The organism is Mixta mediterraneensis, assembly GCF_030283135.1.
GTDB lineage: Bacteria > Pseudomonadota > Gammaproteobacteria > Enterobacterales > Enterobacteriaceae > Pantoea > Pantoea mediterraneensis.
This window is the reverse complement of record NZ_JASUAZ010000032.1, coordinates 1-25,716: the sequence shown is the minus strand read 5'-3', so window position 1 is coordinate 25,716 and position 25,716 is coordinate 1. Positions and strand designations below refer to the sequence as shown.

Sequence of the window (25,716 nt, the reverse complement as noted above, 5' to 3'; positions counted from 1 at the left end):
TTACTCACTCAGCAATCTGGAGCTTCTTGTGACAATGGTCCAATCTCATCGCGATCTGCCTGCACCGACGCGTACTTTGCTGCTGTCTGGTCATAATGTCGAACAAAAACGTGCTGAGCTGCTGGCATATTTTACGCAAACCTGGGAACTGTACGAAAATCTGTTTACCTGTCTCGCGGATCAACGCGCCTGGTTTACCAAAGCAATCCCGCTGCGTCATCCGCTGATCTTCTATTTTGGTCATACCGCCACCTTCTTCATTAATAAGCTGATGGCTGGCCGTTTTATTGATTCACGCTTAGACGATCGTATTGAAGCAATGATGGCGATCGGTGTTGATGAGATGAGCTGGGATGATCTTGATGACAGCCATTATGAATGGCCGACCGTTGAAGCGGTCCGTGATTATCGCGGCAGCGTCAAAACGCTGGTCAGTGAATTTATCCAAACCATGCCGCTGGAATTGCCCATTGACCGGGACAGCCCGGCATGGGTGATTTTAATGGGTATTGAGCATGAGCGTATTCATCTGGAAACCTCCAGCGTACTGATACGCCAGTTGCCGGTTGAATGGGTCAAACCACAACCGCAATGGCCCGTCTGTCCAGATGCGCGCCACCTTCGCAGTGACGTTCCCGCTAATACCCTGGTAAACATGCCTGGTGGTCGTATCGCTTTAGGAAAAACCGATGATACCTACGGCTGGGATAATGAATACGGCACGCAGTATGTGGAGCTGAAACCGTTCAAAGCCAGCAAAATGCTGGTAAGTAATGCTGAGTTTTATGAATTTATCAGTGCGGGTGGGTATCAGGATGCGCGCTGGTGGGATGAGGAGGGTTGGGGCTGGCGTGAATTTGCCCAGGCAGATAGGCCAACCTTCTGGGTCGGTAATCCAGAGATACCCGATCAGCTAAAACTACGTCTGATGACTGAAGAAGTGATGATGCCATGGGACTGGCCCGCTGAAGTCAATCAGCTGGAAGCTTCGGCTTTGCCGCTGGAAAGCCGATCAGACAGGAAAATCTATCCAGCTTCCCTGCGAAGCAGAATGGGTCCAACTGCGCGAACAGGTCGAAGGCGATCAGCCAAACTGGGAAAGTGCGCCCGGCAACGTCAATCTGGCGTACTGGGCCTCTTCAAATCCTGTCGATCAGTTTCCACAAGGTGATTTTTTCGATGTGGTTGGCAACGTCTGGCAATGGACAACCACGCCAACCAACGGTTTCGAAGGCTTCAAAGTCCATCCTTTATATGATGACTTCTCTACGCCAACCTTTGACGGTAAACATTCACTTATTAAAGGTGGCAGCTGGATTTCCACGGGTAATGAAGCCCTGAAATCAGCGCGTTACGCTTTCCGTCGTCACTTCTTTCAGCATGCAGGTTTCCGTTATGTCGTGTCTTCTCATGAAGAAACCATGATGCTGAATCCTTATGAAACCGACAGCATGGTGTCCCAGTACCTTGATTTTCAGTATGGTCCGCGCTATTTCGGGGTGGAAAACTACGCCAAAACGCTGGTGAAACTGGCGCTGCAGCATACGACACAGCGCGGCACGGCCTTAGATATTGGCTGCGCTACCGGTCGCGCCAGTTTTGAGCTGGCACGGCATTTTGACCGTGTAGTCGGCATGGATTATTCAGCTCGCTTCATTGATGTCGCACTTCAACTTACCACTGGCGAAGACTTCCGCTATGTAGTGCCGGAAGAAGGCGAGCTGGTGGAATACCGTCAGGTCCGGCTGAAAGATTTTAATCTGGATAGCGAGATAGCGCAACGGATTCAGTTTATTCAGGGCGATGCCTGAAACCGCAGCCACAATGCTACGATCTGGTACTGGCTTCTAACCTGATTGATCGCCTGCGTCAGCCAAAGCGTTTTCTGCAAGACATTACGCCAATGCTACGTTCGGGCGGTATCCTGTTGCTCTCTTCACCCTATACCTGGCTGGAAGAGTTTACGCCAAAGGAAAACTGGCTTGGTGGCATACGCGAAAATGGCGAGGCGCTGACCACTTTGCAAGCGCTACAGCGGTTACTGGCTGCCGATTTCGAGCAAACCGGTATGCCGCAGGATGTGCCTTTTGTCATTCGTGAAACCGCGCGTAAATTCCAGCATACGCAGGCACAAGTGACGATCTGGCGTAAGCGTTAACCGATCAGGCAGCGGCATTCGCCGCTGCCGATACATTGCCTAATCCCGCATTTTACTGCACATTCTCCTCTGTTCAATGAAGAATAAACATAACGAGGGTGAAAATGGCCGAACATCTGCAACTGGATAATCTGGATCGCGGCATTTTAAATGCGCTGCTCGATAACGCACGCACCGCGTATGCTGAGCTGGCAAAACAGTTCAACGTAAGCCCCGGTACTATTCATGTCCGCGTGGAGAAGATGAAGCAGGCCGGGATTATTTTGGGTACGCGTGTTGAAATCGATCCACGACAACTGGGTTTCGACGTGTGCTGTTTTATTGGCATTATCCTGAAAAGCGCCCGAGATTATCCTGCTGCACTTAGCAAACTCAATGCGCTGGACGAGGTGGTAGAAGCCTGGTACACCACCGGCCATTACAGCATCTTTATCAAAGTGATGTGTCGCTCCATTGACGCGTTGCAGCAGGTGTTAATTAATAAGATCCAGACCATCGATGAAATTCAGTCCACCGAAACGCTGATCTCCCTGCAAAACCCGATCATGCGCACGATCAAACCCTGATTATTCGCCCGCCCTGTGTATAACCTTATCCCACGTGAATTCGCCGTCTCCCAATGGTTGTGTTCACCTTATTTGATCTATTAACCCTGTTTTCCACAGGTGGATCACGGCTTGATCACAGCGTACAATGCTCGCCTTTAGTTCGGGAGAGCATGATGGCCGATATTACGTTAATCAGTGGGAGCACGTTGGGCAGCGCCGAATACGTTGCTGAACATCTGGAAGAAAAGTTGCAGGAAGCTGGCTTCTCAACGCAGCTGCTGCATGGACCGGAACTGGATGACGTGCCGCAGAAGGGTATCTGGCTGATTGTGTCATCTACCCACGGTGCAGGTGAGCTGCCGGATAACCTGATTCCGTTTTACGATGCTATTAATGAAAGCCAACCCGATCTCTCTGCGGTGCGCTTTGGCGCTGTTGGTATTGGCAATCACGAATACGATCTGTTTTGTGGCGCGATCCGTAATATAGACGCGTTACTGATCGCACGTGGTGCTCAACGTATCGGCGATCGACTGGAAATTGATGTATTAGAGCATGAGATTCCTGAAGATCCGGCAGAAGAGTGGGTCGCAGGCTGGAAAACGCTGATTTGATCCGACAGAGGATCGGGAAATATCTGCGATCCCTGGTGGAAAATGCTGATTTAATCCATTTGAAAGCGGATCAGTTGTGGATAACTCCCCTTTATTCCTGCGTATAACCGGTAGTTATCCCACGAACAACCCAAGTATGTTTTTTGAGCTGTGGATAAGGTGCGGTTTTGATCTCAGGTTATACGGATCAGGATCACCGATCATTCACAGCTAACGATCGTTACCATGCTTTTGTTTTAACACTCTTTTTGGCAGATACCCACAAGAGAGCGCGATCCTAATAAGAGATCTAACAGAAAGATCATATACAGAATAAAGATCTTTTCTTTTAAACCCTGACGATCCCACCGCTTTCACCCTGTCCTGAATTTAAGTAGAATCCACGGCCCAAGGACAACGATCCCTGACCGTTCATCAACGAGGTACCACTCCATGTTTTATCAAGATCCTTTTGACGTCATCGTAATCGGTGGTGGTCATGCGGGTACAGAAGCCGCAATGGCCGCTGCCCGAATGGGTCAGCAAACCCTTTTACTCACCCATAACATTGATACGCTTGGACAAATGTCCTGTAACCCGGCGATCGGTGGTATTGGGAAAGGACATTTGGTGAAGGAAGTGGATGCCTTAGGCGGTTTGATGGCCAGTGCGATCGACCAGGCCGGTATTCAGTTTAGGATACTAAACGCAAGCAAAGGCCCTGCGGTTCGAGCGACCCGCGCACAGGCCGATCGCGTGCTTTACCGCCAGGCAGTGCGTACCGCACTTGAACATCAACCGAACCTGATGATCTTCCAGCAGGCGGTTGACGATCTGATTGTTGAAAATGATCGTGTGGTGGGTGCGGTGACGCAAATGGGACTGAAATTCCGTGCTAAAACCGTAGTGCTTACAGTCGGGACTTTCCTTGACGGAAAAATTCATATCGGGCTGGATAATTACAGCGGTGGCCGGGCTGGCGATCCGCCATCCATCCCGCTGGCAAAGCGTCTGCGTGCTTTGCCTCTACGCGTAAATCGCCTGAAAACCGGGACGCCACCGCGTATTGATGCCCGTTCTATCGACTTTAGCGTGCTGACGCCACAGCATGGCGACAACCCAATGCCGGTCTTTTCGTTTATGGGTAACAGCGCGCAGCATCCACAACAGGTACCATGCTGGATCACCCACACTAACGAAAAGACGCATGATGTGATCCGCAATAACCTTGATCGTAGCCCGATGTATGCCGGGATCATTGAAGGGATCGGTCCGCGCTATTGTCCATCGATAGAAGATAAAGTGATGCGTTTTGCCGATCGCAATGCGCATCAAATCTTCCTTGAGCCGGAAGGCTTGACCAGCACCGAAATTTATCCAAATGGCATCTCCACCAGCCTGCCGTTCGATGTACAGATGCAAATTGTTCGCTCAATGCAGGGCCTGGAAAATGCCAGAATCGTTCGCCCGGGCTATGCCATTGAGTATGATTTCTTTGATCCGCGCGATCTTAAGCCAACGCTGGAAAGTAAATATATCCACGGTCTGTTCTTTGCCGGGCAGATCAATGGCACCACCGGTTATGAAGAAGCCGCTGCGCAAGGTTTACTGGCGGGTCTGAATGCAGCGCGTCAGTCTGCCGATAAAGAAGGCTGGGCACCGCGCCGCGATCAGGCTTACCTCGGGGTTCTGGTTGACGATCTCTGCACCCTTGGCACTAAAGAACCGTATCGCATGTTTACCTCGCGCGCGGAATACCGTTTGATGCTGCGTGAAGACAATGCTGATCTGCGTCTGACGGAAACCGGTCGTGAACTTGGGTTGGTCGATGATGCTCGCTGGACACGATTTAATCAGAAACTGGAAGCCATTGAGCAGGAGCGTCAGCGTCTGCGCGACATCTGGGTTCATCCAAAATCTGACAATGTTGCTAACGTGAATACTGCACTGAGCGCGCCGTTAACCAAAGAAGCCAACGGCGAAGATTTGCTGCGTCGCCCGGAAATGACTTATCTGGCAATGATGACCCTGGATGGCTTTGGCCCGGCACTGGCTGATCAACAGGCGGCGGAACAGGTTGAAATTCAGGTAAAATACGAAGGTTATATTGCGCGTCAGCAGGAAGAAATTGATCGCCAGCAGCGTAATGAGAGTACTTTGTTGCCTGTCGATCTGGATTATCGTCAGGTCAATGGCCTGTCGAATGAAGTAATCGCCAAGCTGAACGATCATAAACCGACAACCATTGGTCAGGCTTCGCGCATTTCCGGTATCACACCGGCTGCGATTTCTATTTTGCTTATTTATTTGAAAAAACAAGGGCTGCTGCGCAAAAGCGCCTGACCTGGAACGGGGCGAGGCAGCTCGCCCCCGCTGACTGGACTCACGCTGTGATTAACAAACTCACCACGCTGCTGCAAGCGGCCAATATTACCCTCTCCGATCAACAAAAACAGCAACTGCTCGCTTACGTTGCATTGCTGGATAAGTGGAACAAAGCCTACAACCTGACCTCCGTGCGCGATCCACAGCAGATGCTGGTACGTCATATTCTCGACAGCATTGTTGTCGCGCCACATCTCAAAGGTTCACGCTTTATTGATGTCGGCACCGGTCCCGGCCTGCCTGGTATACCGCTGGCAATTGTGATGCCTGATACCCATTTCACACTGCTCGACAGCCTGGGTAAACGGGTACGTTTTCTGCGTCAGGTCCAGCATGAACTTGGACTGGAAAATATTACGCCCGTGCAGAGTAGGGTAGAGGCGTTTTCTGCTGAACCACTATTTGACGGCGTCATTAGCCGCGCATTTGCCTCACTTGAGGACATGATTAACTGGTGTCATCATTTGCCCGCGCCAGAAGGCCACTTTTTTGCGTTAAAAGGCGTTCGTCCTGATGAAGAGATCGCTACGCTGCCATCAGGGTATCACCTGAATGCCCTTGTTGAGTTGAAGGTGCCACAGCTGGACGGTGAACGCCATCTGGTGATCATCGGCCGCGAATAATCTTTTAAACAGTGTGGATTAAGAGCCGGTTCACGATTTGGCTTAGCAAAATCACCGGCTAAAAAAACAGCAGTTAGTTTTTTTGTCTCATGCTTTTTTTATTACACCTGCGAAGAAATAAGGTAAAAAAACCGACGGAAATTATCCGAAAAAGTCTGTTACATTTAACTTTTAATTCACAATTTTTTATCAGAAAAAATACTTATAGCCCTGTTTATTGGAATACAGATAGTCACGCCCGTAAATATATCTCAGTAATAACCTGACGTGCGTAATATCAATTACACACTTTTATTGTCCTCTTTGGTGTCAATAGCGTGTTTTCATCGATAATAAGCTGCGTGAAAGCGAGTATTATATTTAACTGATTGATTGTTAATATATTGTTCTAATATCAAAAATGACAATTCTTGTTCAGTCGTAAAAGTATGAGCGGAATAAATGCTTATTATGTGATCTAAAGCACGCTTTAAAAGCCACATACAAGCCTGTTTTCGGCTGCCTGCCTGGACATTCCATCGGACAAAGGTTTGGAAAAATAGCCGTCCGGAAAGAAATTTAAATAATTGTTCACCTTTTCGCTACTTAGCGATTGAAATCGCAGGTGCGGCCCGTATAATTTGCACGGCTTTTGCTGCTTGACTCAAATGAGTAAAGGCAGTCTTATACGACACGCGACATACCCCTAACGGGGCAGGAGAGTATTAGCGTCATGTCAGTGTCTCTTTACAGTGTGAAATACGCCCGAACCGTGCTGATTATTCAGCTGGTGACGTTTGTCATCATCGGCGCACTCTTTGCCCTGAAAGATGTCATCTGGGGCGTTTCAGCTCTCGCTGGCGGAGCGGCAGCCTGGCTGCCAAATGTGTTGTTTTTGTTTTTAGCCTGGCGCCTGCAAGGGCAAACCCCGGCTTCGGGACGAGTTGCATGGAGCTTCGCTTTGGGTGAAATAGCCAAAGTGTTTGCGACCATTACTCTGCTCATTGTGGCGTTAGGTGTGTTCAGAGCGGCCTTCTGGCCTCTCGGCATAACCTGGTTATCGGTGCTGGTGATACAGATGTTGGCACCGGCGGTAATTAACAACAAAGGGTAAGAGGCATCATGGCTGCAGGAGAAATCTCTACTCCGCAAGAATACATAGGTCACCATCTGAATAACCTTCAGCTGGACCTGCGTACTTTCGAGTTAGTGAATCCCCACGACGCTCCCGCGACGTTCTGGGTATTAAATATCGATTCCATGTTTTTCTCTCTGGTGCTGGGGCTGGTTTTCCTGGTGTTGTTCCGTAAAGTGGCGAAGACCGTCACCAGCGGTGTGCCAGGGAAATTACAAGCGGCTATCGAGTTGGTTGTCGGCTTCGTTGATGACAACGTGCATGACATGTATCACGGTAAGAGCAAACTTATCGCCCCGCTGGCTCTGACAATTTTTGTCTGGGTCTTCCTGATGAACTTCATGGATCTGCTGCCTATCGATCTGTTGCCCTATATCGGCGAGCATTTCTTAGGCCTGCCGGCGCTGCGCGTCGTGCCGTCTGCAGACGTGAACATCACGTTGTCTATGGCGTTGGGCGTATTTATTTTGATTCTGTTCTACAGCATCAAAATGAAAGGGGTAGGCGGCTTTACGAAAGAGCTGACGCTGCAACCTTTTAATCACCCGATCTTCATCCCTATCAACCTGATTTTGGAAGGTGTGAGCCTGCTGTCTAAACCGGTTTCTCTTGGTCTGCGACTGTTCGGCAACATGTATGCGGGTGAGCTGATCTTTATCCTTATTGCCGGTCTGTTGCCGTGGTGGTCGCAGTGGGTTCTGAATGTGCCGTGGGCCATTTTCCACATTCTGATCATTTCGCTACAGGCTTTCATTTTCATGGTCCTCACGATTGTCTATCTGTCGATGGCATCTGAAGAACATTGATTTTTTTCTCAACAACTTAAGCGTTTAACTGAAACAAACTGGAGACTGTCATGGAAAACCTGAATATGGATCTGCTGTACATGGCTGCCGCTGTGATGATGGGTCTGGCGGCAATCGGTGCTGCGATCGGTATCGGCATCCTCGGAGGTAAATTCCTGGAAGGCGCTGCTCGTCAGCCTGACCTGATTCCTCTGCTGCGCACGCAGTTCTTTGTTGTAATGGGTCTGGTGGATGCAATCCCGATGATCGCTGTTGGTCTGGGTCTCTACGTGATGTTTGCTGTCGCCTAAAGCCCTTTGTTCACTCACTGCCTTTTGTGCACGGGTGAACGGATTCTGCCGCTTATCGCTGATAACGGCAGAAAAGTTAAATACTTAATTAGAGGCATTGTGCTGTGAACATTAATGCAACAATCCTCGGCCAGGCCATCGCGTTCATCCTGTTTGTCGCGTTCTGCATGAAGTACGTATGGCCGCCGATTATGGCTGCCATCGAAAAGCGCCAGAAAGAAATTGCTGAAGGCCTTGCTTCTGCTGAACGCGCGAAGAAAGATTTGGATCTCGCGCAGGCTAATGCGACCGACCAGCTGAAAAAAGCGAAAGAAGAAGCCCAGGTCATTATCGAGCAAGCGAACAAGCGTCGTGCGCAGATTCTGGACGAAGCCAAAACCGAAGCTGAAAACGAACGTAATCGCATCGTTGCACAAGCGCAGGCCGAAATCGAAGCTGAGCGTAAACGTGCCCGTGAGGAATTACGTAAGCAAGTCGCGTTGCTGGCAATGGCTGGCGCCGAGAAGATCATCGAACGCTCCGTGGATGAAGCTGCTAACAGCGACATCGTTGATAAACTGGTCGCTGAACTGTAAGGAGGGAGGGGCTGATGTCTGATCTGATTACTGTAGCTCGCCCCTACGCCAAAGCAGCTTTTGACTTTGCTGTTGAGCATCAAAGTATTGAACGCTGGCAACAGATGTTAGCGTTTGCCGCAGAAGTGGCTTGCAATGAACAAATGGCAGATCTCCTTTCCGGTGCTTTGGCGCCGGTTGCTTTGTCTGCTTCGTTTAATGCAGTCTGTGGTGATCAACTGGATGAACCCGCACAGAACCTGATTAAGGTGATGGCGGAAAACGGACGTTTGACAGCGCTTCCGGCTGTACTGGAGCAATTTATTCAACTGCGTGACGCCTATGAAGCGATCGCGGAAGTTGACGTAATTTCTGCCAGTACGCTGAGTGACGACCAGCTGACTAAAATCAGCGCCGCGATGGAAAAACGTCTGTCACGCAAAGTTAAGCTGAATTGCAAAATTGATAAGTCTGTGATGGCAGGCGTGATCATCCGATCGGGTGATCTGGTGATTGATGGCAGCGTACGCAGCCGTCTTGAGCGTCTGGCAGACGTCTTGCAGTCTTAAGGGGACTGGAGCATATGCAACTGAATTCCACCGAAATCAGCGAACTGATCAAGCAGCGCATTGCTCAGTTCAATGTCGTGAGCGAAGCTCACAACGAAGGTACTATTGTTTCTGTAAGTGACGGTATCATCCGCGTACACGGCCTGGCCGATGTGATGCAGGGTGAGATGATTGCCCTGCCGGGCAACCGTTACGCTATCGCCCTGAACCTCGAGCGTGACTCTGTAGGTGCGGTGGTGATGGGTCCGTATGCTGACCTTGCCGAAGGCATGAAGGTTAAGTGTACTGGCCGTATCCTGGAAGTTCCCGTTGGTCGTGGCCTGTTGGGCCGCGTGGTGAACACGCTGGGTGCACCTATTGACGGTAAAGGCGCAATTGACAACGACGGCTTCTCGCCAGTTGAAGTAATTGCACCTGGTGTTATCGACCGTCAGTCAGTCGATCAGCCGGTTCAAACGGGTTATAAATCTGTCGATGCGATGATTCCAATCGGCCGTGGCCAGCGTGAGCTGATCATCGGTGACCGTCAGACCGGTAAAACCGCGATGGCAATCGATGCCATCATCAATCAGCGCGATTCAGGCATTAAATGTGTCTACGTTGCGATTGGTCAGAAAGCCTCAACCATCTCTAACGTCGTGCGCAAGCTGGAAGAGCATGGCGCGCTGGCGAATACCATTGTGGTTGTGGCTTCTGCTTCTGAATCTGCTGCACTGCAATACCTGGCTCCTTACGCAGGCTGTGCAATGGGCGAGTATTTCCGTGACCGCGGTGAAGATGCGCTGATCGTATACGATGACCTGTCTAAGCAGGCTATTGCTTACCGTCAAATTTCACTGCTGCTGCGTCGTCCGCCAGGCCGTGAAGCCTTTCCTGGCGACGTGTTCTATCTCCACTCTCGTCTGCTGGAGCGTGCATCACGCGTAAGCGCTGATTACGTTGAGCGTTTCACCAAAGGTGAAGTGAAAGGCCAAACCGGTTCTCTGACCGCGCTGCCAATCATTGAAACCCAGGCGGGTGACGTTTCTGCGTTCGTTCCGACCAACGTCATCTCCATCACCGACGGTCAGATCTTCCTGGAATCCAACCTGTTCAACTCCGGTATTCGTCCGGCAGTTAACCCTGGTATTTCCGTATCCCGTGTGGGTGGTGCAGCGCAGACCAAGATCATCAAGAAACTGTCCGGTGGTATCCGTACCGCGCTGGCACAGTATCGTGAACTGGCGGCGTTCTCGCAGTTCGCTTCTGATCTGGACGATGCAACCCGTAAGCAGCTGAACCACGGTCAGAAAGTGACCGAGCTTCTGAAGCAGAAACAGTATGCGCCGATGTCTGTCGCGCAGCAGGGTCTGGTTCTGTTTGCAGCTGAGCGCGGTTACCTGAACGACGTTGAAATTGCAAAAATCGGCAGCTTTGAAGCTGCACTGCTGGCCTTTGCTGATCGCGATCATGCCGAGCTGATGCAGGAAATCAACCAGGCTGGCAACTTTAATAACGAGATCGAAGAGAAGCTGAAAGGTCTCCTCGACACGTTCAAAGCAACCCAGTCCTGGTAATGTCTGGCGGCTTGTCTGAAAAGGCAAGCCGCAAGGCTTTGAGGAGAAGCTAATGGCCGGCGCAAAAGAGATACGTAACAAGATCGGAAGCGTAAAAAATACGCAGAAGATCACCAAAGCGATGGAAATGGTCGCCGCCTCCAAAATGCGTAAAACGCAGGAACGCATGGCGGCCAGCCGTCCGTATGCAGACACCATGCGCAAAGTGATTGGTCACCTTGCGTTAGGTAATCTGGAATACAAGCACCCTTACCTGCAAGAGCGTGACGTCAAGCGCGTCGGCTACCTGGTCGTTTCTACTGACCGCGGGCTTTGTGGTGGTTTGAACATAAACTTGTTTAAAAAACTGCTGGCAGATATGAAATCCTGGTCTGATAAAGGCGTTCAGAGCGATCTGGCGGTTATCGGTTCTAAAGGGATGTCATTCTTCGGCTCTGTTGGTGGCAACATCGTGGCGCAAGTCAACGGCATGGGAGATAACCCTTCTCTGTCAGAACTGATTGGCCCGGTAAAAGTGATGTTGCAGGCTTATGATGAAGGCCGCATCGACAAGCTGTATGTCGTCAGCAACAAATTTAATAACACCATGTCTCAGACTCCGACTATTACCCAACTGCTGCCGTTACCGCCAGCGGAAGGTGAAGCAGAGATGAAGGCGAAGACCTGGGATTACCTGTACGAACCCGATCCGAAAGCGCTGCTGGATACCCTGCTGCGTCGTTATGTCGAATCGCAGGTTTATCAGGGTGTGGTGGAAAATCTGGCCAGTGAGCAGGCCGCACGTATGGTGGCAATGAAAGCCGCAACCGATAACGGCGGAAATCTGATCAAAGAGCTGCAGTTGGTTTACAACAAAGCTCGTCAGGCCAGCATCACCCAGGAACTTACCGAGATCGTCTCGGGGGCCTCCGCGGTTTAACCAGGTTTGGAATTAGGTAGAGGATTCAAGATGGCAACTGGAAAGATTGTCCAGATTATCGGCGCCGTTGTTGACGTCGAATTCCCTCAGGACGCGGTACCGAAAGTGTACAGCGCCCTCGAGGTTCAGAATGGTGATGCTCGTCTGGTGCTGGAAGTTCAGCAGCAGCTGGGTGGCGGTGTTGTACGTACTATCGCAATGGGTACGTCTGACGGCCTGAAGCGTGGTCTGGAAGTGACTGACCTGCAGAAGCCAATTCAGGTTCCCGTCGGTAAAGCGACCCTGGGTCGTATTATGAACGTGCTGGGCGAGCCTATCGACATGAAAGGTGAGCTGAAAGAAGAAGACGGCAGCGCTGTAGAAATTGCCTCTATTCACCGCGCCGCGCCTTCTTATGAAGAGCAGTCAAACTCGCAGGAACTGCTGGAAACCGGCATCAAAGTTATCGATTTGATGTGTCCGTTCGCTAAGGGCGGTAAAGTCGGTCTGTTCGGTGGTGCGGGTGTAGGTAAAACCGTAAACATGATGGAGCTGATCCGTAACATTGCGGCTGAGCACTCAGGTTATTCGGTTTTTGCCGGTGTAGGTGAACGTACTCGTGAGGGTAACGACTTCTACCATGAAATGACTGACTCCAACGTTATCGACAAAGTTGCGCTGGTGTATGGTCAGATGAACGAGCCGCCGGGTAACCGTCTGCGCGTCGCCCTGACCGGCCTGACCATGGCGGAAAAATTCCGTGATGAAGGTCGTAATGTTCTGCTGTTCATCGACAACATCTATCGTTATACCCTTGCCGGTACGGAAGTTTCTGCTCTGCTGGGTCGTATGCCTTCAGCGGTAGGTTATCAGCCAACGCTGGCAGAAGAGATGGGTGTGTTGCAGGAGCGTATTACCTCCACCAAGACGGGTTCAATCACCTCCGTACAGGCCGTTTACGTGCCTGCGGATGACCTGACTGACCCTTCTCCGGCAACCACCTTCGCCCACCTGGACTCAACCGTCACGCTGAGCCGTCAGATCGCGTCTCTGGGTATCTACCCGGCTGTTGACCCGCTGGACTCCACCAGCCGTCAGCTGGATCCACTGGTTGTGGGTCAAGAGCACTATGACGTTGCTCGTGGCGTGCAGTCTTTGCTGCAGCGTTACCAGGAACTGAAAGACATCATCGCCATCCTCGGTATGGACGAGCTGTCTGAAGAAGATAAATTGCTGGTGGCACGTGCGCGTAAGATTCAGCGCTTCCTGTCTCAGCCGTTCTTCGTAGCCGAAGTGTTTACCGGTTCTCCAGGCAAATACGTGACGCTGAAAGACACCATCCGTGGCTTTAAAGGCATCATGGAAGGTGAGTTCGACCACCTGCCAGAGCAAGCCTTCTACATGGTTGGTGCCATCGAAGAAGCCGTGGAAAAAGCGAAGAAACTGTAATAACAGTTTCCCGGGAGGAAAGATATGGCTATGACTTATCACCTGGATGTGGTCAGCGCGGAGAAGCAACTGTTCTCTGGTCTGGTACAGAAAATTCAGGTGTCAGGTAGCGAAGGTGAACTGGGTATTTTTCCAGGACACGCCCCGCTTCTGACTGCCATTAAGCCTGGAATGATCCGTATCGTGAAACAGCACGGCGAAGAGGAGTTTATTTATCTCTCTGGCGGCGTGCTGGAAGTGCAGCCGGGCAGCAGCACCGTTCTGGCCGATACCGCCATTCGCGGTAGCGAACTTGACGAAGCGCGTGCGCTGGAAGCAAAACGTAAAGCAGAAGAGCACATGAACAGCAGCCACGGTGACGTGGATTATGCTCAAGCCTCTGCCGAGCTGGCGAAAGCCATTGCAAAACTGCGCGTGATCGAGCTGACCAAAAAAGCGATGTAATCCGGCTTTATGCGTCATGAAATGCCAGCCCTTTGGGTTGGCATTTTTTTTGTCTGAACGCCCTGAGTAAGCGTGCGCCTAATTTCGACCTGAGAAAAATGTAGTAATCTCAGAACTAAACCGTTTAACTTTCACCCGTAAAAATTCAGTCAGGATAGTTATGTCTAATTGCGCAATGAGTGTCGTGATCCTTGCAGCCGGCAAGGGTACACGTATGTATTCCGATCTGCCGAAAGTTCTGCATACGCTGGCAGGTAAACCCATGGTTCAGCATGTAATTGACGCCGCCAGGGGCCTTGGGGCGCAGCAGGTCCACCTGGTTTATGGTCATGGTGGTGATCAACTCAAAGCGACGTTAACCGATAGCGCATTAAACTGGGTCTTACAGGCAGAACAGCTTGGTACAGGACATGCGATGCAGCAGGCGGCACCTTTTTTTGCCGACGATGAAGACATTCTGATGCTTTACGGCGATGTGCCATTAATTTCAGAAGCCACTTTGCAGCGTTTGCGTGAGGCAAAACCAGAAGGCGGCATCGGATTACTTACCGTCGTATTAGACAATCCCACGGGATATGGCCGCATTGTGCGAGAAAATGGCACAATCACCGGTATCATTGAACAAAAAGACGCCAACCCCGAACAGCTTGTGATTACGGAAATTAACACCGGCATCCTGATTGCCAACGGCGGCGATCTAAAACGCTGGCTGGCGCAGCTCACCAACAATAATGCCCAGGGTGAATATTACATCACCGACGTGATTGCGCTGGCGCATCAGGAAGGACGGACAATCAATGCAGTCCACCCGGCGCGCATCAGTGAGACTGATGGTGTAAATAATCGTCTGCAACTCGCGAAGTTAGAGCGCACTTTTCAGGCCGAACAAGCTGAAAAACTGCTGTTAGCGGGCGTCATGCTGCGCGACCCGGCGCGTTTTGATTTGCGCGGTACGCTGAAGCACGGTCGCGATATTGAAATTGACACGAATGTGATTTTTGAAGGCCAGGTGACGCTGGGCAATCGTGTCAAAATTGGCGCCGGCTGCATTATCAAAAACAGCGTGATCGGTGATGATTGTGTCATCAGTCCTTATTCGGTGATCGAGGATGCAAACCTCGCCCAGGAATGTACGGTTGGCCCGTTTGCCCGCCTGCGCCCCGGTAGCGAGCTGGCGCAAGCTGCGCATGTCGGTAACTTTGTCGAAATGAAAAAAGCCCGGCTGGGGAAAGGCTCTAAAGCCGGACATCTTTCCTATTTGGGCGACGCTGAAATAGGCGCCAGCGTGAACATTGGCGCGGGCACCATTACCTGTAATTATGACGGCGTGAACAAATTCAAAACGGTTATCGGTGACGATGTGTTTGTCGGTTCCGACACGCAACTGGTGGCACCGGTAACGGTAGCGTCTGGCGCCACCATCGCCGCAGGCACCACAATAATGAAAGACGTTACTGGCGCTGAGCTGGTGTATAACCGTAAAGAACAGAATCAAAAAGCCGGCTGGCAACGTCCGCAAAAGAAAAAGTAATTTTTACGGCTCGCCCTGTGCGAGCCGTTGCAGTACCAAAACTATAATCCCCACTCTCTACAAGGCTCGGGGAACCGGCAAAGCCGGAAATCAGGTTGTATGACAACGAAAGTGGCGAAGCGCCATACCGTCAGGAAAATATTATGTGTGGAATTGTTGGTGCAGTAGCACAACGCGATATTGCAGAAATTCTGCTGGAAGGTCTGCGCCGTCTGGAATACCGCGGCTATGACTCGGCAGGTCTGGCCGTGGTCGATCGTCAAGGGCACGTCACGCGCCTGCGTCGTTTAGGAAAAGTACAAAAACTGGCGGAAGCCGCAGAACAGCAACCGCTGATTGGTGGTTGCGGGATCGCACACACGCGCTGGGCGACCCACGGCGAACCCTCAGAAGCCAATGCGCATCCGCATATTTCTGAGCACATCATCATCGTGCACAACGGTATTATTGAAAATCATGAACCGCTGCGCGAAGCGTTGATTGAGCGTGGCTACCAGTTTGCCTCAGAAACAGACACCGAAGTGGTGGCGCATCTGGTACATTGGGAACAGAAGCAGGGCGGATCGCTGCGTGAAGTGATTCTGCGTGTGATCCCCCAGCTGCGCGGTGCGTATGGCATGGTGATTATGGACAGCCGCGATCCCTCGCTGCTGGTGGCCGCGCGCTCGGGTAGCCCACTGGTGATAGGGCGCGGCGTGGGTGAAAACTTTATTGCCTCCGATCAGCTGGCGCTGCTGCCAGTGACGCGTCGTTTTATCTATCTGGAAGAGGGCGATATTGCTGAAATCACCCGTCGCGAAGTCACTATCGTGGATCGTGCAGGCCAGCCAGTGTCCCGCCCAGAGATTGAATCAAACGTGCAATACGATGCTGGTGACAAAGGTATTTATCGCCACTATATGCAGAAAGAGATCTACGAGCAGCCGATAGCGATCAAAAACACCTTAACCGGTCGTTTTAGCCACAGCGAAGTCGATCTCAGCGAGCTGGGGGCGCAGGCCGAAACGCTGTTGAGCCAGGTTGAGCACATTCAGATCATTGCCTGTGGGACTTCATACAATTCCGGTATGGTAGCGCGTTACTGGTTTGAATCGCTGGCTGCTATTCCGTGTGATGTAGAAATTGCCTCTGAATTCCGCTACCGCAAATCGGCGGTGCGTAAAAACAGCCTGCTCATTACCTTGTCACAATCCGGTGAAACCGCTGATACGCTGGCGGCGTTGCGCCTGTCTAAAGAGCTGGGTTACCTCGGCTCGCTGGCGATATGCAATGTGGCGGGTTCTTCGCTGGTGCGTGAATCCGATTTAGCGCTGATGACCAAAGCGGGCACAGAAATCGGTGTGGCGTCCACCAAAGCCTTTACTACGCAGCTCACGGTATTGCTGATGCTGGTGGCGAAACTGGGACGTCTGAATGGTATGGCGACTGAAATTGAGCATAACATTGTGCACGGTTTACAGGCGCTGCCAGGTCGCATCGAACAGATGCTGGCGCAGGATACGCTGATTGAAAATCTCGCGGAAGGTTTCTCTGATAAGCATCACGCGCTGTTCCTCGGTCGTGGTGATCAATATCCCATTGCCATGGAAGGGGCGCTGAAACTCAAAGAGATCTCCTACATTCATGCGGAAGCTTACGCGGCGGGCGAACTGAAGCACGGCCCGCTGGCGCTAATTGATGCTGATATGCCGGTTATCGTCGTGGCGCCGAACAATGAACTGCTGGAAAAGCTGAAGTCGAATATTGAAGAAGTGCGCGCCCGCGGCGGTTTGCTGTATGTATTTGCCGATCAGGATGCCGGTTTCAGTGACAGCGAAGGGATGAAAATTATCCCACTTCCGCATGTAGAAGAGGTCATTGCACCCATCTTCTACACCGTTCCGTTGCAGTTACTCTCTTATCATGTCGCGCTGATTAAAGGCACTGACGTTGACCAACCGCGTAACCTGGCAAAATCGGTTACGGTGGAATAAAAAAACGGGCCCGGTAAGGGCCCGCTTCAGTTTTACGCGCTGTCATACAACTGTCATATTTTCTACATTTAGCTGTCATCAAACTGTCCTATTTTCCCTCCTGCAGCAATCACTGACTCTTTCTAAAACGGCTTTGAGCCTGAGATAAACTCCCCTGGAGGGAACATGACACTGATGCGTAGCACCGTAGCCCGAATTCTTGCCGCCACCTTCGTCGTAAGCGCGGTATCTGCTTATGCAGCCACCGATCTGACTGGCGCAGGCGGGACATTCCCGGCGCCGGTTTATGCCAAGTGGGCAGCAGAATATCAGCAAGCCACAGGTAGCAAAATCAACTACCAGGGCATTGGTTCTTCTGGCGGCGTAAAACAGATCATCGCTAAAACCGTCGATTTTGGCGCGTCAGATGCACCCCTGAAAGATGAAGACCTGCAAAAAAATGGCCTGTTCCAGTTTCCAACCGTGATCGGCGGTGTTGTGCTGGCGGTTAACCTGCCGGGTATTAAATCTGGCGAACTGACGCTGGATGGCAAAACCGTAGGCGACATCTATCTGGGCAACATCAAAAAGTGGAACGATCCTGCGATCGTTAAGCTGAACCCTGACGTAAAACTGCCTGCAACTAACATTAACGTGGTTCGCCGTGCTGACGGTTCCGGCACGTCATTTGTTTTCACCAGCTACCTGGCGAAAGTGAATGAAGAGTGGAACAGCAAAATTGGTAAAGGCAATACCGTTAACTGGCCGACCGGTCTGGGCGGTAAAGGTAACGACGGTGTAGCAGCATTCGTGCAGCGTCTGCCAGGTTCAATCGGTTACGTTGAGTATGCTTATGCCAAACAGAATAACCTGACTTACACCAGGCTGATGGATGCCGATGGCAAAGCCGTTGAGCCAGGCGAAACCAGCTTCAGCAACGCAGCTAAGGGTGCAGACTGGAGCAAATCTTTTGCGCAGGACCTGACCTTCCAGAAAGGCGAAAATGCATGGCCGATCTCTTCCACCACCTTCATTCTGGTTTACAAAGATCAGGCGAATGCCAGTAAAGGTAGCGAAGTGCTGAAGTTCTTCGACTGGGCGTACAAAAACGGCGGAAAAACAGCCACCAGCCTGGATTACGCAACGTTGCCTGACAGCGTAACCGAGCAGATCCGTTCTGCCTGGAAAGCCAACATCAAAGCTGATTCTGGCAAAGCGCTTTACCAGTAAGTGAACGACCCTGACCCGACACCCGATTTGTTCAGACATCCTGGGCGGAGTTAAGCCGCCCTGATAACCTCTGAAGACTGAGACTTCTATGGCTGCAACGAAGCCGGCATTCAAAGCCCCAGGCAAACAAGGCGACAGAATTTTTGGCGCGCTGGTCAAACTGTCCGCGCTCATTGTGCTGCTGCTGATGGGCGGCATCATCGTCTCCCTGATTTTCTCCTCCTGGCCAGGCATGCAGAAATTTGGTTTCTCTTTTTTATGGACCAAAACCTGGGATGCGCCAAACGAACAATTTGGTGCGCTGGTACCGATTTACGGCACCATCGTAACGTCTGTTATTGCGCTGATTATTGCGGTTCCGGTGAGTTTTGGGATTGCGTTATTCCTGACGGAACTGTCGCCGAACTGGCTGCGCCGTCCGCTCGGTACTGCCATTGAGCTGCTGGCGGCCATTCCGAGTATTGTTTACGGCATGTGGGGATTATTTGTTTTCGCCCCGCTGTTCGCAGAATACTTCCAGACGCCCGTCGGTGAGGTGCTGTCCGCTATTCCATTTATTGGCGAGCTGTTCTCCGGCCCGGCTTTCGGTATTGGTATCCTCGCCGCAGGGGTAATCCTTGCCATCATGATTATTCCTTACATCGCCTCGGTAATGCGCGACGTATTCGAGCAAACGCCGGTGATGATGAAAGAGTCTGCTTACGGCATCGGCTGTACAACCTGGGAAGTGATCTGGCGTATCGTGTTGCCGTTCACCAAAAACGGCGTGATTGGCGGTGTTATGTTAGGGCTGGGCCGCGCGCTGGGTGAAACCATGGCGGTGACATTTATCATCGGCAACACCTACCAACTCGACAGCGCATCGCTGTTCATGCCAGGCAACAGTATCACCTCAGCGTTAGCAAACGAATTCGCTGAAGCGGAATCGGGCGTACACGTCGCTGCTCTGATGGAGCTGGGGCTGATCCTGTTTGTTATCACCTTTATTGTGCTGGCATTTTCGAAGCTGATGATTATGCGTCTGGCAAAAAGTGAAGGAGCGCGCTCATGACAACGATTGAATTGCAGGCGCGTGCTGAGCTTGAACAGTCACGCCGCAAAATGCAGGCCTGGCGCAGTACCAAAAATAAGATAGCGCTGACGCTGTCGCTACTGACGATGGCTTTTGGGCTGTTCTGGCTGATTTGGATCCTCTACACCACCGTTTCACGCGGCCTTACGGGCGTGTCATGGGAGCTGTTTACCGAATCTACGCCGCCACCTAATACCGCAGGCGGCGGTTTAGCCAATGCGTTAGCGGGCAGCGGATTGCTGATTTTTTGGTCAGTTTTTTTCGGTACGCCGCTGGGCATTATGGCGGGCGTATACCTGGCGGAATACGGACGCAAACAATGGCTGGCAGAAGTGATCCGCTTTATTAATGACATTCTGCTGTCAGCGCCGTCCATTGTGGTAGGGCTGTTTGTTTACACCATCGTAGTGGCGCAGATGCAGCACTTCTCTGGCTGGGCCGGGGTGATTGCGCTGGCGTTGTTACAGATTCCGATTGTGATCCGCACCACCGAAAATATGCTGCGTCTGGTGCCAGACAACATGCGTGAAGCGGCTTACGCACTTGGCACGCCAAAATGGAAGATGATCTCGGCCATCACGCTGAAGGTGTCGGCATCGGGGATTATCACGGGTGTGCTACTGGCAATCGCCCGTATTGCCGGTGAAACCGCACCGCTGCTGTTTACGGCACTGTCGAACCAGTTCTGGAGCACCGACATGATGCAGCCGCTGGCTAACCTGCCGGTCACTATCTTTAAGTTCGCTATGAGCCCATTTGCCGAATGGCAGAACCTGGCCTGGGCTGGCGTTCTGATTATTACCTTGTGCGTACTGCTGCTGAATATCGTAGCACGTATGGTTTTCGCCAGGGGTAAACACGGTTAACTTCCGGTGCTGCCTTGCGCGGCATCGTTTAAGAGAGACGAGCAATGAGTATCGCGACTTCATCTTCCGGTAAAATTCAGGTCCGTAATCTGAACTTCTATTACGGTAAGTTCCACGCGCTGAAAAACATCAATCTGGATATTGCCAGGAATCAGGTAACGGCGTTTATCGGGCCATCGGGCTGCGGCAAATCCACGCTGTTGCGCACTTTCAATAAAATGTATTCGCTCTATCCGGAGCAGCGTGCTGAAGGCGACATCCTGCTGGACGGCGATAATATTTTGGCTTCGCATCAGGACATCGCACTGCTGCGCGCCCGCGTCGGCATGGTGTTCCAGAAGCCCACGCCGTTCCCGATGTCTATCTATGACAATATCGCCTTTGGCGTGCGCCTGTTCGAGAAGTTATCGCGAGCGGATATGGATGAGCGCGTGCAGTGGGCGCTGACCAAAGCGGCATTGTGGAATGAAACCAAAGACAAGCTACATCAGAGCGGCTACAGTCTTTCCGGCGGTCAGCAACAGCGCCTGTGTATCGCACGCGGCATCGCTATTCGCCCGGAGGTGTTATTGCTGGATGAACCCTGTTCGGCGCTCGATCCGATCTCCACCGGACGTATTGAGGAGCTGATCACCGAGCTGAAACAGGATTACACTGTGGTGATCGTAACGCACAACATGCAGCAGGCGGCTCGTTGCTCTGACCATACTGCATTTATGTATCTGGGCGAACTGATTGAGTTCAGCGATACCGACACGCTGTTTACCACACCAGCACAGAAACAAACTGAAGATTACATTACTGGCCGCTACGGCTGATTGCCAGGAGATTGCCATGGACAATTTGAATCTGAATAAACATATCTCCGGTCAGTTCAATGCGGAGCTTGAGCATATTCGTACCCAGGTCATGATTATGGGCGGCATGGTTGAGCAGCAGCTAACTGATGCCATCACCGCGATGCACAATCTGGACGGCGAACTGGCGCAGCGCGTGATCGACGGCGACCAGAAGATCAATATGATGGAAGTGGAGATTGATGAAGCCTGCGTACGCATCATCGCCAAACGTCAGCCAACCGCCATTGATCTGCGTCTGGTGATGGCGATCATCAAAACCATTTCTGAGCTGGAACGGATTGGCGACGTGGCAGAAAAAATCAGCCGCACCGCACTGGAGAATTTTGGTCAACAGCATATGCCGCTGCTGGTAAGCCTGGAATCGTTAGGCCGTCATACCGTACAAATGCTACATGACGTGCTTGACGCCTTCGCGCGTATGGACCTCAACGAAGCGATCCATATCTACCGCGAGGATAAAAAGGTGGATAAAGAGTACGAGGGAATTGTACGTCAGTTAATGACTTACATGATGGAAGACCCGCGAACTATCCCAAGCGTTTTGACCGCGCTGTTCTGCGCCCGCGCCATTGAGCGTATCGGCGATCGCTGCCAGAATATCTGTGAAATCATTTTTTACTTCGTTAAAGGTCAGGTTTTCCGTCACGTGGGCGGCGATCGGCTGGATGAACTGTTGTCTGGCGATGACGGCAGCAACAAGCCGTTCTGATAAGATTTGCCCCATGCGCTGTTCCGGCGCATGGGGTTCCCGTTGCAGCTCACTGTCCCGCCTCTTTATACTTGCAGCACTTTTCACTGTCAGGTGCTGATTAATGTCTCCTTCCCCCCACCCTAAGCAGAGCGTCACGCCTGCGAAAGCGATGCTGGCTGCCGTTAGCGGTTACGCCATGGACGGATTCGATTTGCTGATCCTGGGTTTTATGTTGCCCGCCATCAGCGTGTCGCTGGCGCTCAATCCTTCGCAAGCCGGGTCGCTAGTGACCTGGACGTTAATTGGCGCGGTTATCGGCGGCATTGTATTTGGTCATCTCAGCGATCGGTTTGGCCGCGTTCGCGTGTTAACCATTACCATTCTGGTGTTCTCTGTGTTCACCGGGTTGTGTGCTGTGGCGCAAGGTTACTGGGATTTACTGATTTATCGCACCCTGGCAGGGGTGGGATTGGGCGGAGAATTTGGCATCGGCATGGCGCTGATTGCCGAAGCCTGGCCTGAAGAGAAGCGCAATCGCGCCTCGGCATGGGTGGGCATTGGCTGGCAGTTTGGCGTATTGCTGGCAGCCTTTATCACACCGCCATTACTGAGCCTGATTGGCTGGCGCGGTATGTTCCTGGTTGGTCTGCTACCGGCGATTGTCTCATTTGCTATTCGCCGCAGTATGGGGGAGCCGGAAGGTTATACCCAGCGGGTTAAACATGTGCCGTCACTGTCGTTTCCAGCACGACTCAGGCTGCTGGTGCGCGATCGCACCACGGCAAAAGCCAGCCTCGGCATCTTTATTCGTAAGCGTCACATCCGAACCGTCTTTTATTTTTGCCCGCGTTTCCTACCATGGACACTTTCGCGAACATGGACACTACCGTGGACAAAAATACGCCTTATAACAGAAGACCCTGGATATTCGCTGCGCTGAGCCTTCGGTTTAATGAGGCTCTGACTTACCGTGAAATTGCTGAGCAACTGAACATTAGCTCATCAGCAATACATAAGATGTTTACTCGCTTCCGACGCACCGGTATTAACTGGCCATTGCCGGAGGAATACACCCCTGAACGTCTGGAGGAAGAGCTCTATGCCTTCAATCTTGAGACAAATCTACCTGTAAAAAAACGCCGCCCGGACTGGCCTATAGAATTTAAAATTCGCATGGCGGAGCTGACCCTGCAGCCAGACGCCTGTGTGGCTCAAATTGCGCGTGAGCATGGTATTAACGATAACCTGCTGTTTAACTGGCGCAATCTGCATCGTCAGGGGCTACTGGATCCTGCCAACAGAGCGGCGCTTATCCCGATTACGATGGAGCCTGTTGTCCCTCCACCCAGGCAAAACGGTGTCGTAGCTACAGATATGCCACCGGTCATCAGCTGCAGGCTGACGTTGCCGGGTGGAAGCCTCAACCTGACCGGCCCGCTGACTCCTGAACTTCTGCGCGCAATGATCATCGAGCTCAGGGATGGTGAGTCATGATTAGCTTTCCGGCAGGTTCGCGCATCTGGCTGGTTGCTGGCGTGACAGATATGCGCTGTAGCTTCAACGGGCTGGCAGCGAAAGTACAGAACACACTGCGCACTGACCCGTTCAGCGGCCATCTGTTTATCTTCCGCGGACGGCGGGGCGACATGATAAAGGTGTTGTGGGCGGACCGGGACGGCCTGTGCCTGTTTACCAAAAGGCTGGAGCGTGGCCGCTTCGTCTGGCCGGTGACTCGCGATGGAAAAATCCACCTGACGCCTGCGCAGCTGTCTATGTTGCTGGAAGGCATTAACTGGAAGCGCCCGCAACGGACGGAACGCCCTGGAATACGCATATAGCCTGCTGTAAAGTGGGGCTATGGACGCCTCATACCCCGATGAAAACGCCCGGCTCAGGGCACTGCTGCAGGAGCAGCAAACGACCATCCGCAAAATGGCGGAGTATAACCGCCTGCTCTCACAGCGGGTGGCGGCGTACGCCAGCGAAATAAACCGGCTGAAGGCGCTGGTCGCTAAGCTGCAGCGCATGCAGTTCGGCAAAAGCTCCGAAAAGCTGTGTGAGAAAACGCAGCGCCAGGTGCGCGAGGCAGAGGAGCGCATCAGCGCCCTGCAGGAGGAGATGGCGGAGGTGCTGGGAGAGCAGCATGACCCGGTACTGCCGCAGCCGCTGCGCCAGTCTTCCTCCCGCAAACCGCTGCCAGCCTCGCTTCCCCGAGAAACCCGCACGCTGTCGCCGGCAGAAACCGCCTGCCCGGAATGCGGTGGCGAGCTCAGTGCTCTGGGCTGCGACGTATAGGAGCAGCTGGAGCTTATCAGCAGCGCCTTTAAGGTTATCGAAACGCAGCGGCCGAAGCTGGCCTGCTGTAGCTGCGACCACATCGTTCAGACAGCCATGTCCTCAAAACCCATTGAGCGCAGCTATGCGGGTCCCGGTCTGCTGGCACGCATCGTCACGGCGAAGTTCGCCGAACATGTGCCTCACTATCGTCAGTCAGAGATATACCGTCGTCAGGGTGTTGAGCTGAGTCGTGCCACGCTGGGGCGCTGGTCCGGCGCGGTCAGCGAACTGCTGGAGCCGCTGTACGACCTGCTGCGCCAGTACGTGCTGATGCCAGGTAAGGTGCATACCGACGATATCCCTGTGCCAGTGCAGGAGCCGGGCAGCGGTAAAACCCGCACGGCCCGGCTGTGGGTGTACGTGCGGGATGATCGCAACGCAGGTTCACATCTTCCACCGGCGGTGTGGTTCGCGTACTCGCCGGACCGGAAAGGTGTACATCCGCAGCAACATCTTGCCGGGTACAGCGGTATCCTGCAGGCGGACGCGTACGGTGGCTACAACGCGCTGTACGAAGACGGCCGCATCACTGAAGCGGCCTGCATGGCGCATGCCCGGCGAAAAATCCACGACGTGCATGCCCGCACGCCGACCGACATCACAACCGAAGCCCTGAAGCGTATAGGAAAACTGTATGCCATCGAGGCGGAGATACGCGGCAGCCCGGCGGGCGAGCGGCTGGCAGTACGAAAAGAGCATACCGTTCCGCTGATGCAGTCGCTGTATGACTGGATACAGGGACAGACGAAGGTGCTGTCGCGCCACTCTGATACGGCGAAGGCGTTCGTATACCTGCTGAAGCAGTGGGACGCGTTAAACCTGTACTGTAGCAACGGCTGGGCGGAGATCGACAACAACATCGCGGAGAACGCGCTGCGTGGCGTAGCCCTTGGTCGGAAAAACTGGCTGTTCGCCGGTTCAGATACGGGTGGGGAGCGAGCTGCAGTGCTGTACTCGCTTATCGGCACCTGCAGGTTGAATGGTGTTGATCCGGAGGTGTGGCTGCGCTACGTCATCGGCCATATCCAGGACTGGCCGGTGAACCAGCTGCGCGATCTTCTGCCATGGAAAGTTGATCTCACCCAGACCAGATAGTCAATACGGTCAGTATGTGACGCTTACTGGAAGGCCGCGAGAACGTGCAGATCGTCTGTCAGGACATGTGGAAGCCATACCGCGACGTTGCCAGC

General features: G+C 52.5%; 22 protein-coding genes and 3 pseudogenes. All 25 read left to right on the top strand.

Features of this window, described 5'->3' with window-relative positions; genetic code table 11:
• Positions 1–28 precede the first annotated feature (28 nt).
• The 25 genes and pseudogenes from ovoA (at position 29) to tnpC (ending at position 25,621) form a co-directional block, all read left to right on the top strand.
• Positions 29–2,158: pseudogene (gene ovoA, locus QRY16_RS16075) on the top strand (5-histidylcysteine sulfoxide synthase).
• A 104-nt stretch (positions 2,159–2,262) separates the two neighbouring features.
• Positions 2,263–2,724 carry a transcriptional regulator AsnC gene (gene asnC / locus QRY16_RS16070; RefSeq protein ID WP_193406336.1) on the top strand — a complete coding sequence of 154 codons (462 nt, stop codon included), beginning with the start codon at positions 2,263–2,265 and terminating at the stop codon, positions 2,722–2,724.
• Positions 2,725–2,879: 155 nt separating this feature from the next.
• Positions 2,880–3,320: an FMN-binding protein MioC gene (mioC, locus tag QRY16_RS16065; RefSeq protein ID WP_193406362.1), complete on the top strand. Its 441-nt coding sequence runs from the start codon at positions 2,880–2,882 to the stop codon at positions 3,318–3,320.
• 432 nt (positions 3,321–3,752) lie between these two features.
• Positions 3,753–5,642: a tRNA uridine-5-carboxymethylaminomethyl(34) synthesis enzyme MnmG gene (gene mnmG, locus QRY16_RS16060; protein WP_193406337.1), complete on the top strand. Its 1,890-nt coding sequence runs from the start codon at positions 3,753–3,755 to the stop codon at positions 5,640–5,642.
• Between the two features lie 47 nt (positions 5,643–5,689).
• Positions 5,690–6,307 carry a 16S rRNA (guanine(527)-N(7))-methyltransferase RsmG gene (gene rsmG, locus QRY16_RS16055; protein ID WP_289777312.1) on the top strand — a complete coding sequence of 206 codons (618 nt, stop codon included), beginning with the start codon at positions 5,690–5,692 and terminating at the stop codon, positions 6,305–6,307.
• Positions 6,308–7,019: 712 nt separating this feature from the next.
• Complete coding sequence (atpI, locus tag QRY16_RS16050; RefSeq protein ID WP_193406339.1) at positions 7,020–7,400, top strand: F0F1 ATP synthase subunit I; 381 nt, start codon at positions 7,020–7,022, stop codon at positions 7,398–7,400.
• A gap of 8 nt (positions 7,401–7,408) precedes the next feature.
• Entirely contained in the window at positions 7,409–8,227 is an 819-nt protein-coding gene (atpB, locus tag QRY16_RS16045; protein WP_289777311.1) for a F0F1 ATP synthase subunit A, read from the top strand.
• Positions 8,228–8,277: 50 nt separating this feature from the next.
• Positions 8,278–8,517, top strand: coding sequence for a F0F1 ATP synthase subunit C (gene atpE / locus QRY16_RS16040; RefSeq protein WP_003849523.1), 240 nt, complete (start codon positions 8,278–8,280; stop codon positions 8,515–8,517).
• 104 nt (positions 8,518–8,621) lie between these two features.
• A complete protein-coding gene (gene atpF, locus QRY16_RS16035) occupies positions 8,622–9,092 on the top strand; it encodes a F0F1 ATP synthase subunit B (RefSeq protein ID WP_193406341.1) in 471 nt (156 codons plus the stop codon).
• Positions 9,093–9,106: 14 nt separating this feature from the next.
• Positions 9,107–9,640 (top strand): F0F1 ATP synthase subunit delta, encoded by a 534-nt coding sequence (gene atpH, locus QRY16_RS16030; RefSeq protein ID WP_289777310.1) that lies wholly within the window; start codon positions 9,107–9,109, stop codon positions 9,638–9,640.
• 14 nt (positions 9,641–9,654) lie between these two features.
• Positions 9,655–11,196, top strand: a complete 1,542-nt coding sequence (gene atpA, locus QRY16_RS16025; protein ID WP_289777309.1) for a F0F1 ATP synthase subunit alpha — start codon at positions 9,655–9,657, stop codon at positions 11,194–11,196.
• A 52-nt stretch (positions 11,197–11,248) separates the two neighbouring features.
• The gene (atpG, locus tag QRY16_RS16020; protein ID WP_193406344.1) at positions 11,249–12,115 is read left to right on the top strand and encodes a F0F1 ATP synthase subunit gamma; all 867 of its coding nucleotides are present in this window, start codon (positions 11,249–11,251) and stop codon (positions 12,113–12,115) included.
• 30 nt (positions 12,116–12,145) lie between these two features.
• Positions 12,146–13,543 carry a F0F1 ATP synthase subunit beta gene (gene atpD, locus QRY16_RS16015; protein ID WP_289777308.1) on the top strand — a complete coding sequence of 466 codons (1,398 nt, stop codon included), beginning with the start codon at positions 12,146–12,148 and terminating at the stop codon, positions 13,541–13,543.
• A 24-nt stretch (positions 13,544–13,567) separates the two neighbouring features.
• Entirely contained in the window at positions 13,568–13,987 is a 420-nt protein-coding gene (locus QRY16_RS16010; RefSeq protein WP_193406346.1) for a F0F1 ATP synthase subunit epsilon, read from the top strand.
• A 160-nt stretch (positions 13,988–14,147) separates the two neighbouring features.
• Complete coding sequence (gene glmU, locus QRY16_RS16005; protein WP_289777307.1) at positions 14,148–15,518, top strand: bifunctional UDP-N-acetylglucosamine diphosphorylase/glucosamine-1-phosphate N-acetyltransferase GlmU; 1,371 nt, start codon at positions 14,148–14,150, stop codon at positions 15,516–15,518.
• Positions 15,519–15,661: 143 nt separating this feature from the next.
• On the top strand, positions 15,662–17,491 hold the full coding sequence (gene glmS, locus QRY16_RS16000; RefSeq protein WP_289777321.1) for a glutamine--fructose-6-phosphate transaminase (isomerizing): 1,830 nt from the start codon (positions 15,662–15,664) through the stop codon (positions 17,489–17,491).
• A gap of 165 nt (positions 17,492–17,656) precedes the next feature.
• On the top strand, positions 17,657–18,700 hold the full coding sequence (gene pstS, locus QRY16_RS15995) for a phosphate ABC transporter substrate-binding protein PstS (RefSeq protein WP_289777306.1): 1,044 nt from the start codon (positions 17,657–17,659) through the stop codon (positions 18,698–18,700).
• 88 nt (positions 18,701–18,788) lie between these two features.
• Positions 18,789–19,751, top strand: coding sequence for a phosphate ABC transporter permease PstC (gene pstC, locus QRY16_RS15990; protein ID WP_289777305.1), 963 nt, complete (start codon positions 18,789–18,791; stop codon positions 19,749–19,751).
• The gene (pstA, locus tag QRY16_RS15985) at positions 19,748–20,638 is read left to right on the top strand and encodes a phosphate ABC transporter permease PstA (protein WP_289777304.1); all 891 of its coding nucleotides are present in this window, start codon (positions 19,748–19,750) and stop codon (positions 20,636–20,638) included. The genes pstC and pstA overlap by 4 nt, the downstream gene beginning before the upstream one ends.
• 44 nt (positions 20,639–20,682) lie before the next feature.
• Positions 20,683–21,456 carry a phosphate ABC transporter ATP-binding protein PstB gene (gene pstB / locus QRY16_RS15980; RefSeq protein ID WP_289777303.1) on the top strand — a complete coding sequence of 258 codons (774 nt, stop codon included), beginning with the start codon at positions 20,683–20,685 and terminating at the stop codon, positions 21,454–21,456.
• A gap of 16 nt (positions 21,457–21,472) precedes the next feature.
• A complete protein-coding gene (gene phoU / locus QRY16_RS15975; protein WP_289777302.1) occupies positions 21,473–22,207 on the top strand; it encodes a phosphate signaling complex protein PhoU in 735 nt (244 codons plus the stop codon).
• Positions 22,208–22,310: 103 nt separating this feature from the next.
• Positions 22,311–23,001: pseudogene (locus QRY16_RS15970) on the top strand (MFS transporter); the annotation flags it as partial.
• A 46-nt stretch (positions 23,002–23,047) separates the two neighbouring features.
• Positions 23,048–23,683, top strand: coding sequence for an IS66-like element accessory protein TnpA (gene tnpA, locus QRY16_RS15965; RefSeq protein WP_143370002.1), 636 nt, complete (start codon positions 23,048–23,050; stop codon positions 23,681–23,683).
• Positions 23,680–24,027, top strand: a complete 348-nt coding sequence (tnpB, locus tag QRY16_RS15960; protein WP_061279193.1) for an IS66 family insertion sequence element accessory protein TnpB — start codon at positions 23,680–23,682, stop codon at positions 24,025–24,027. The genes tnpA and tnpB overlap by 4 nt, the downstream gene beginning before the upstream one ends.
• A 19-nt stretch (positions 24,028–24,046) precedes the next feature.
• Positions 24,047–25,621 (top strand): annotated as a pseudogene (gene tnpC, locus QRY16_RS15955) (IS66 family transposase).
• Positions 25,622–25,716: the final 95 nt, after the last annotated feature.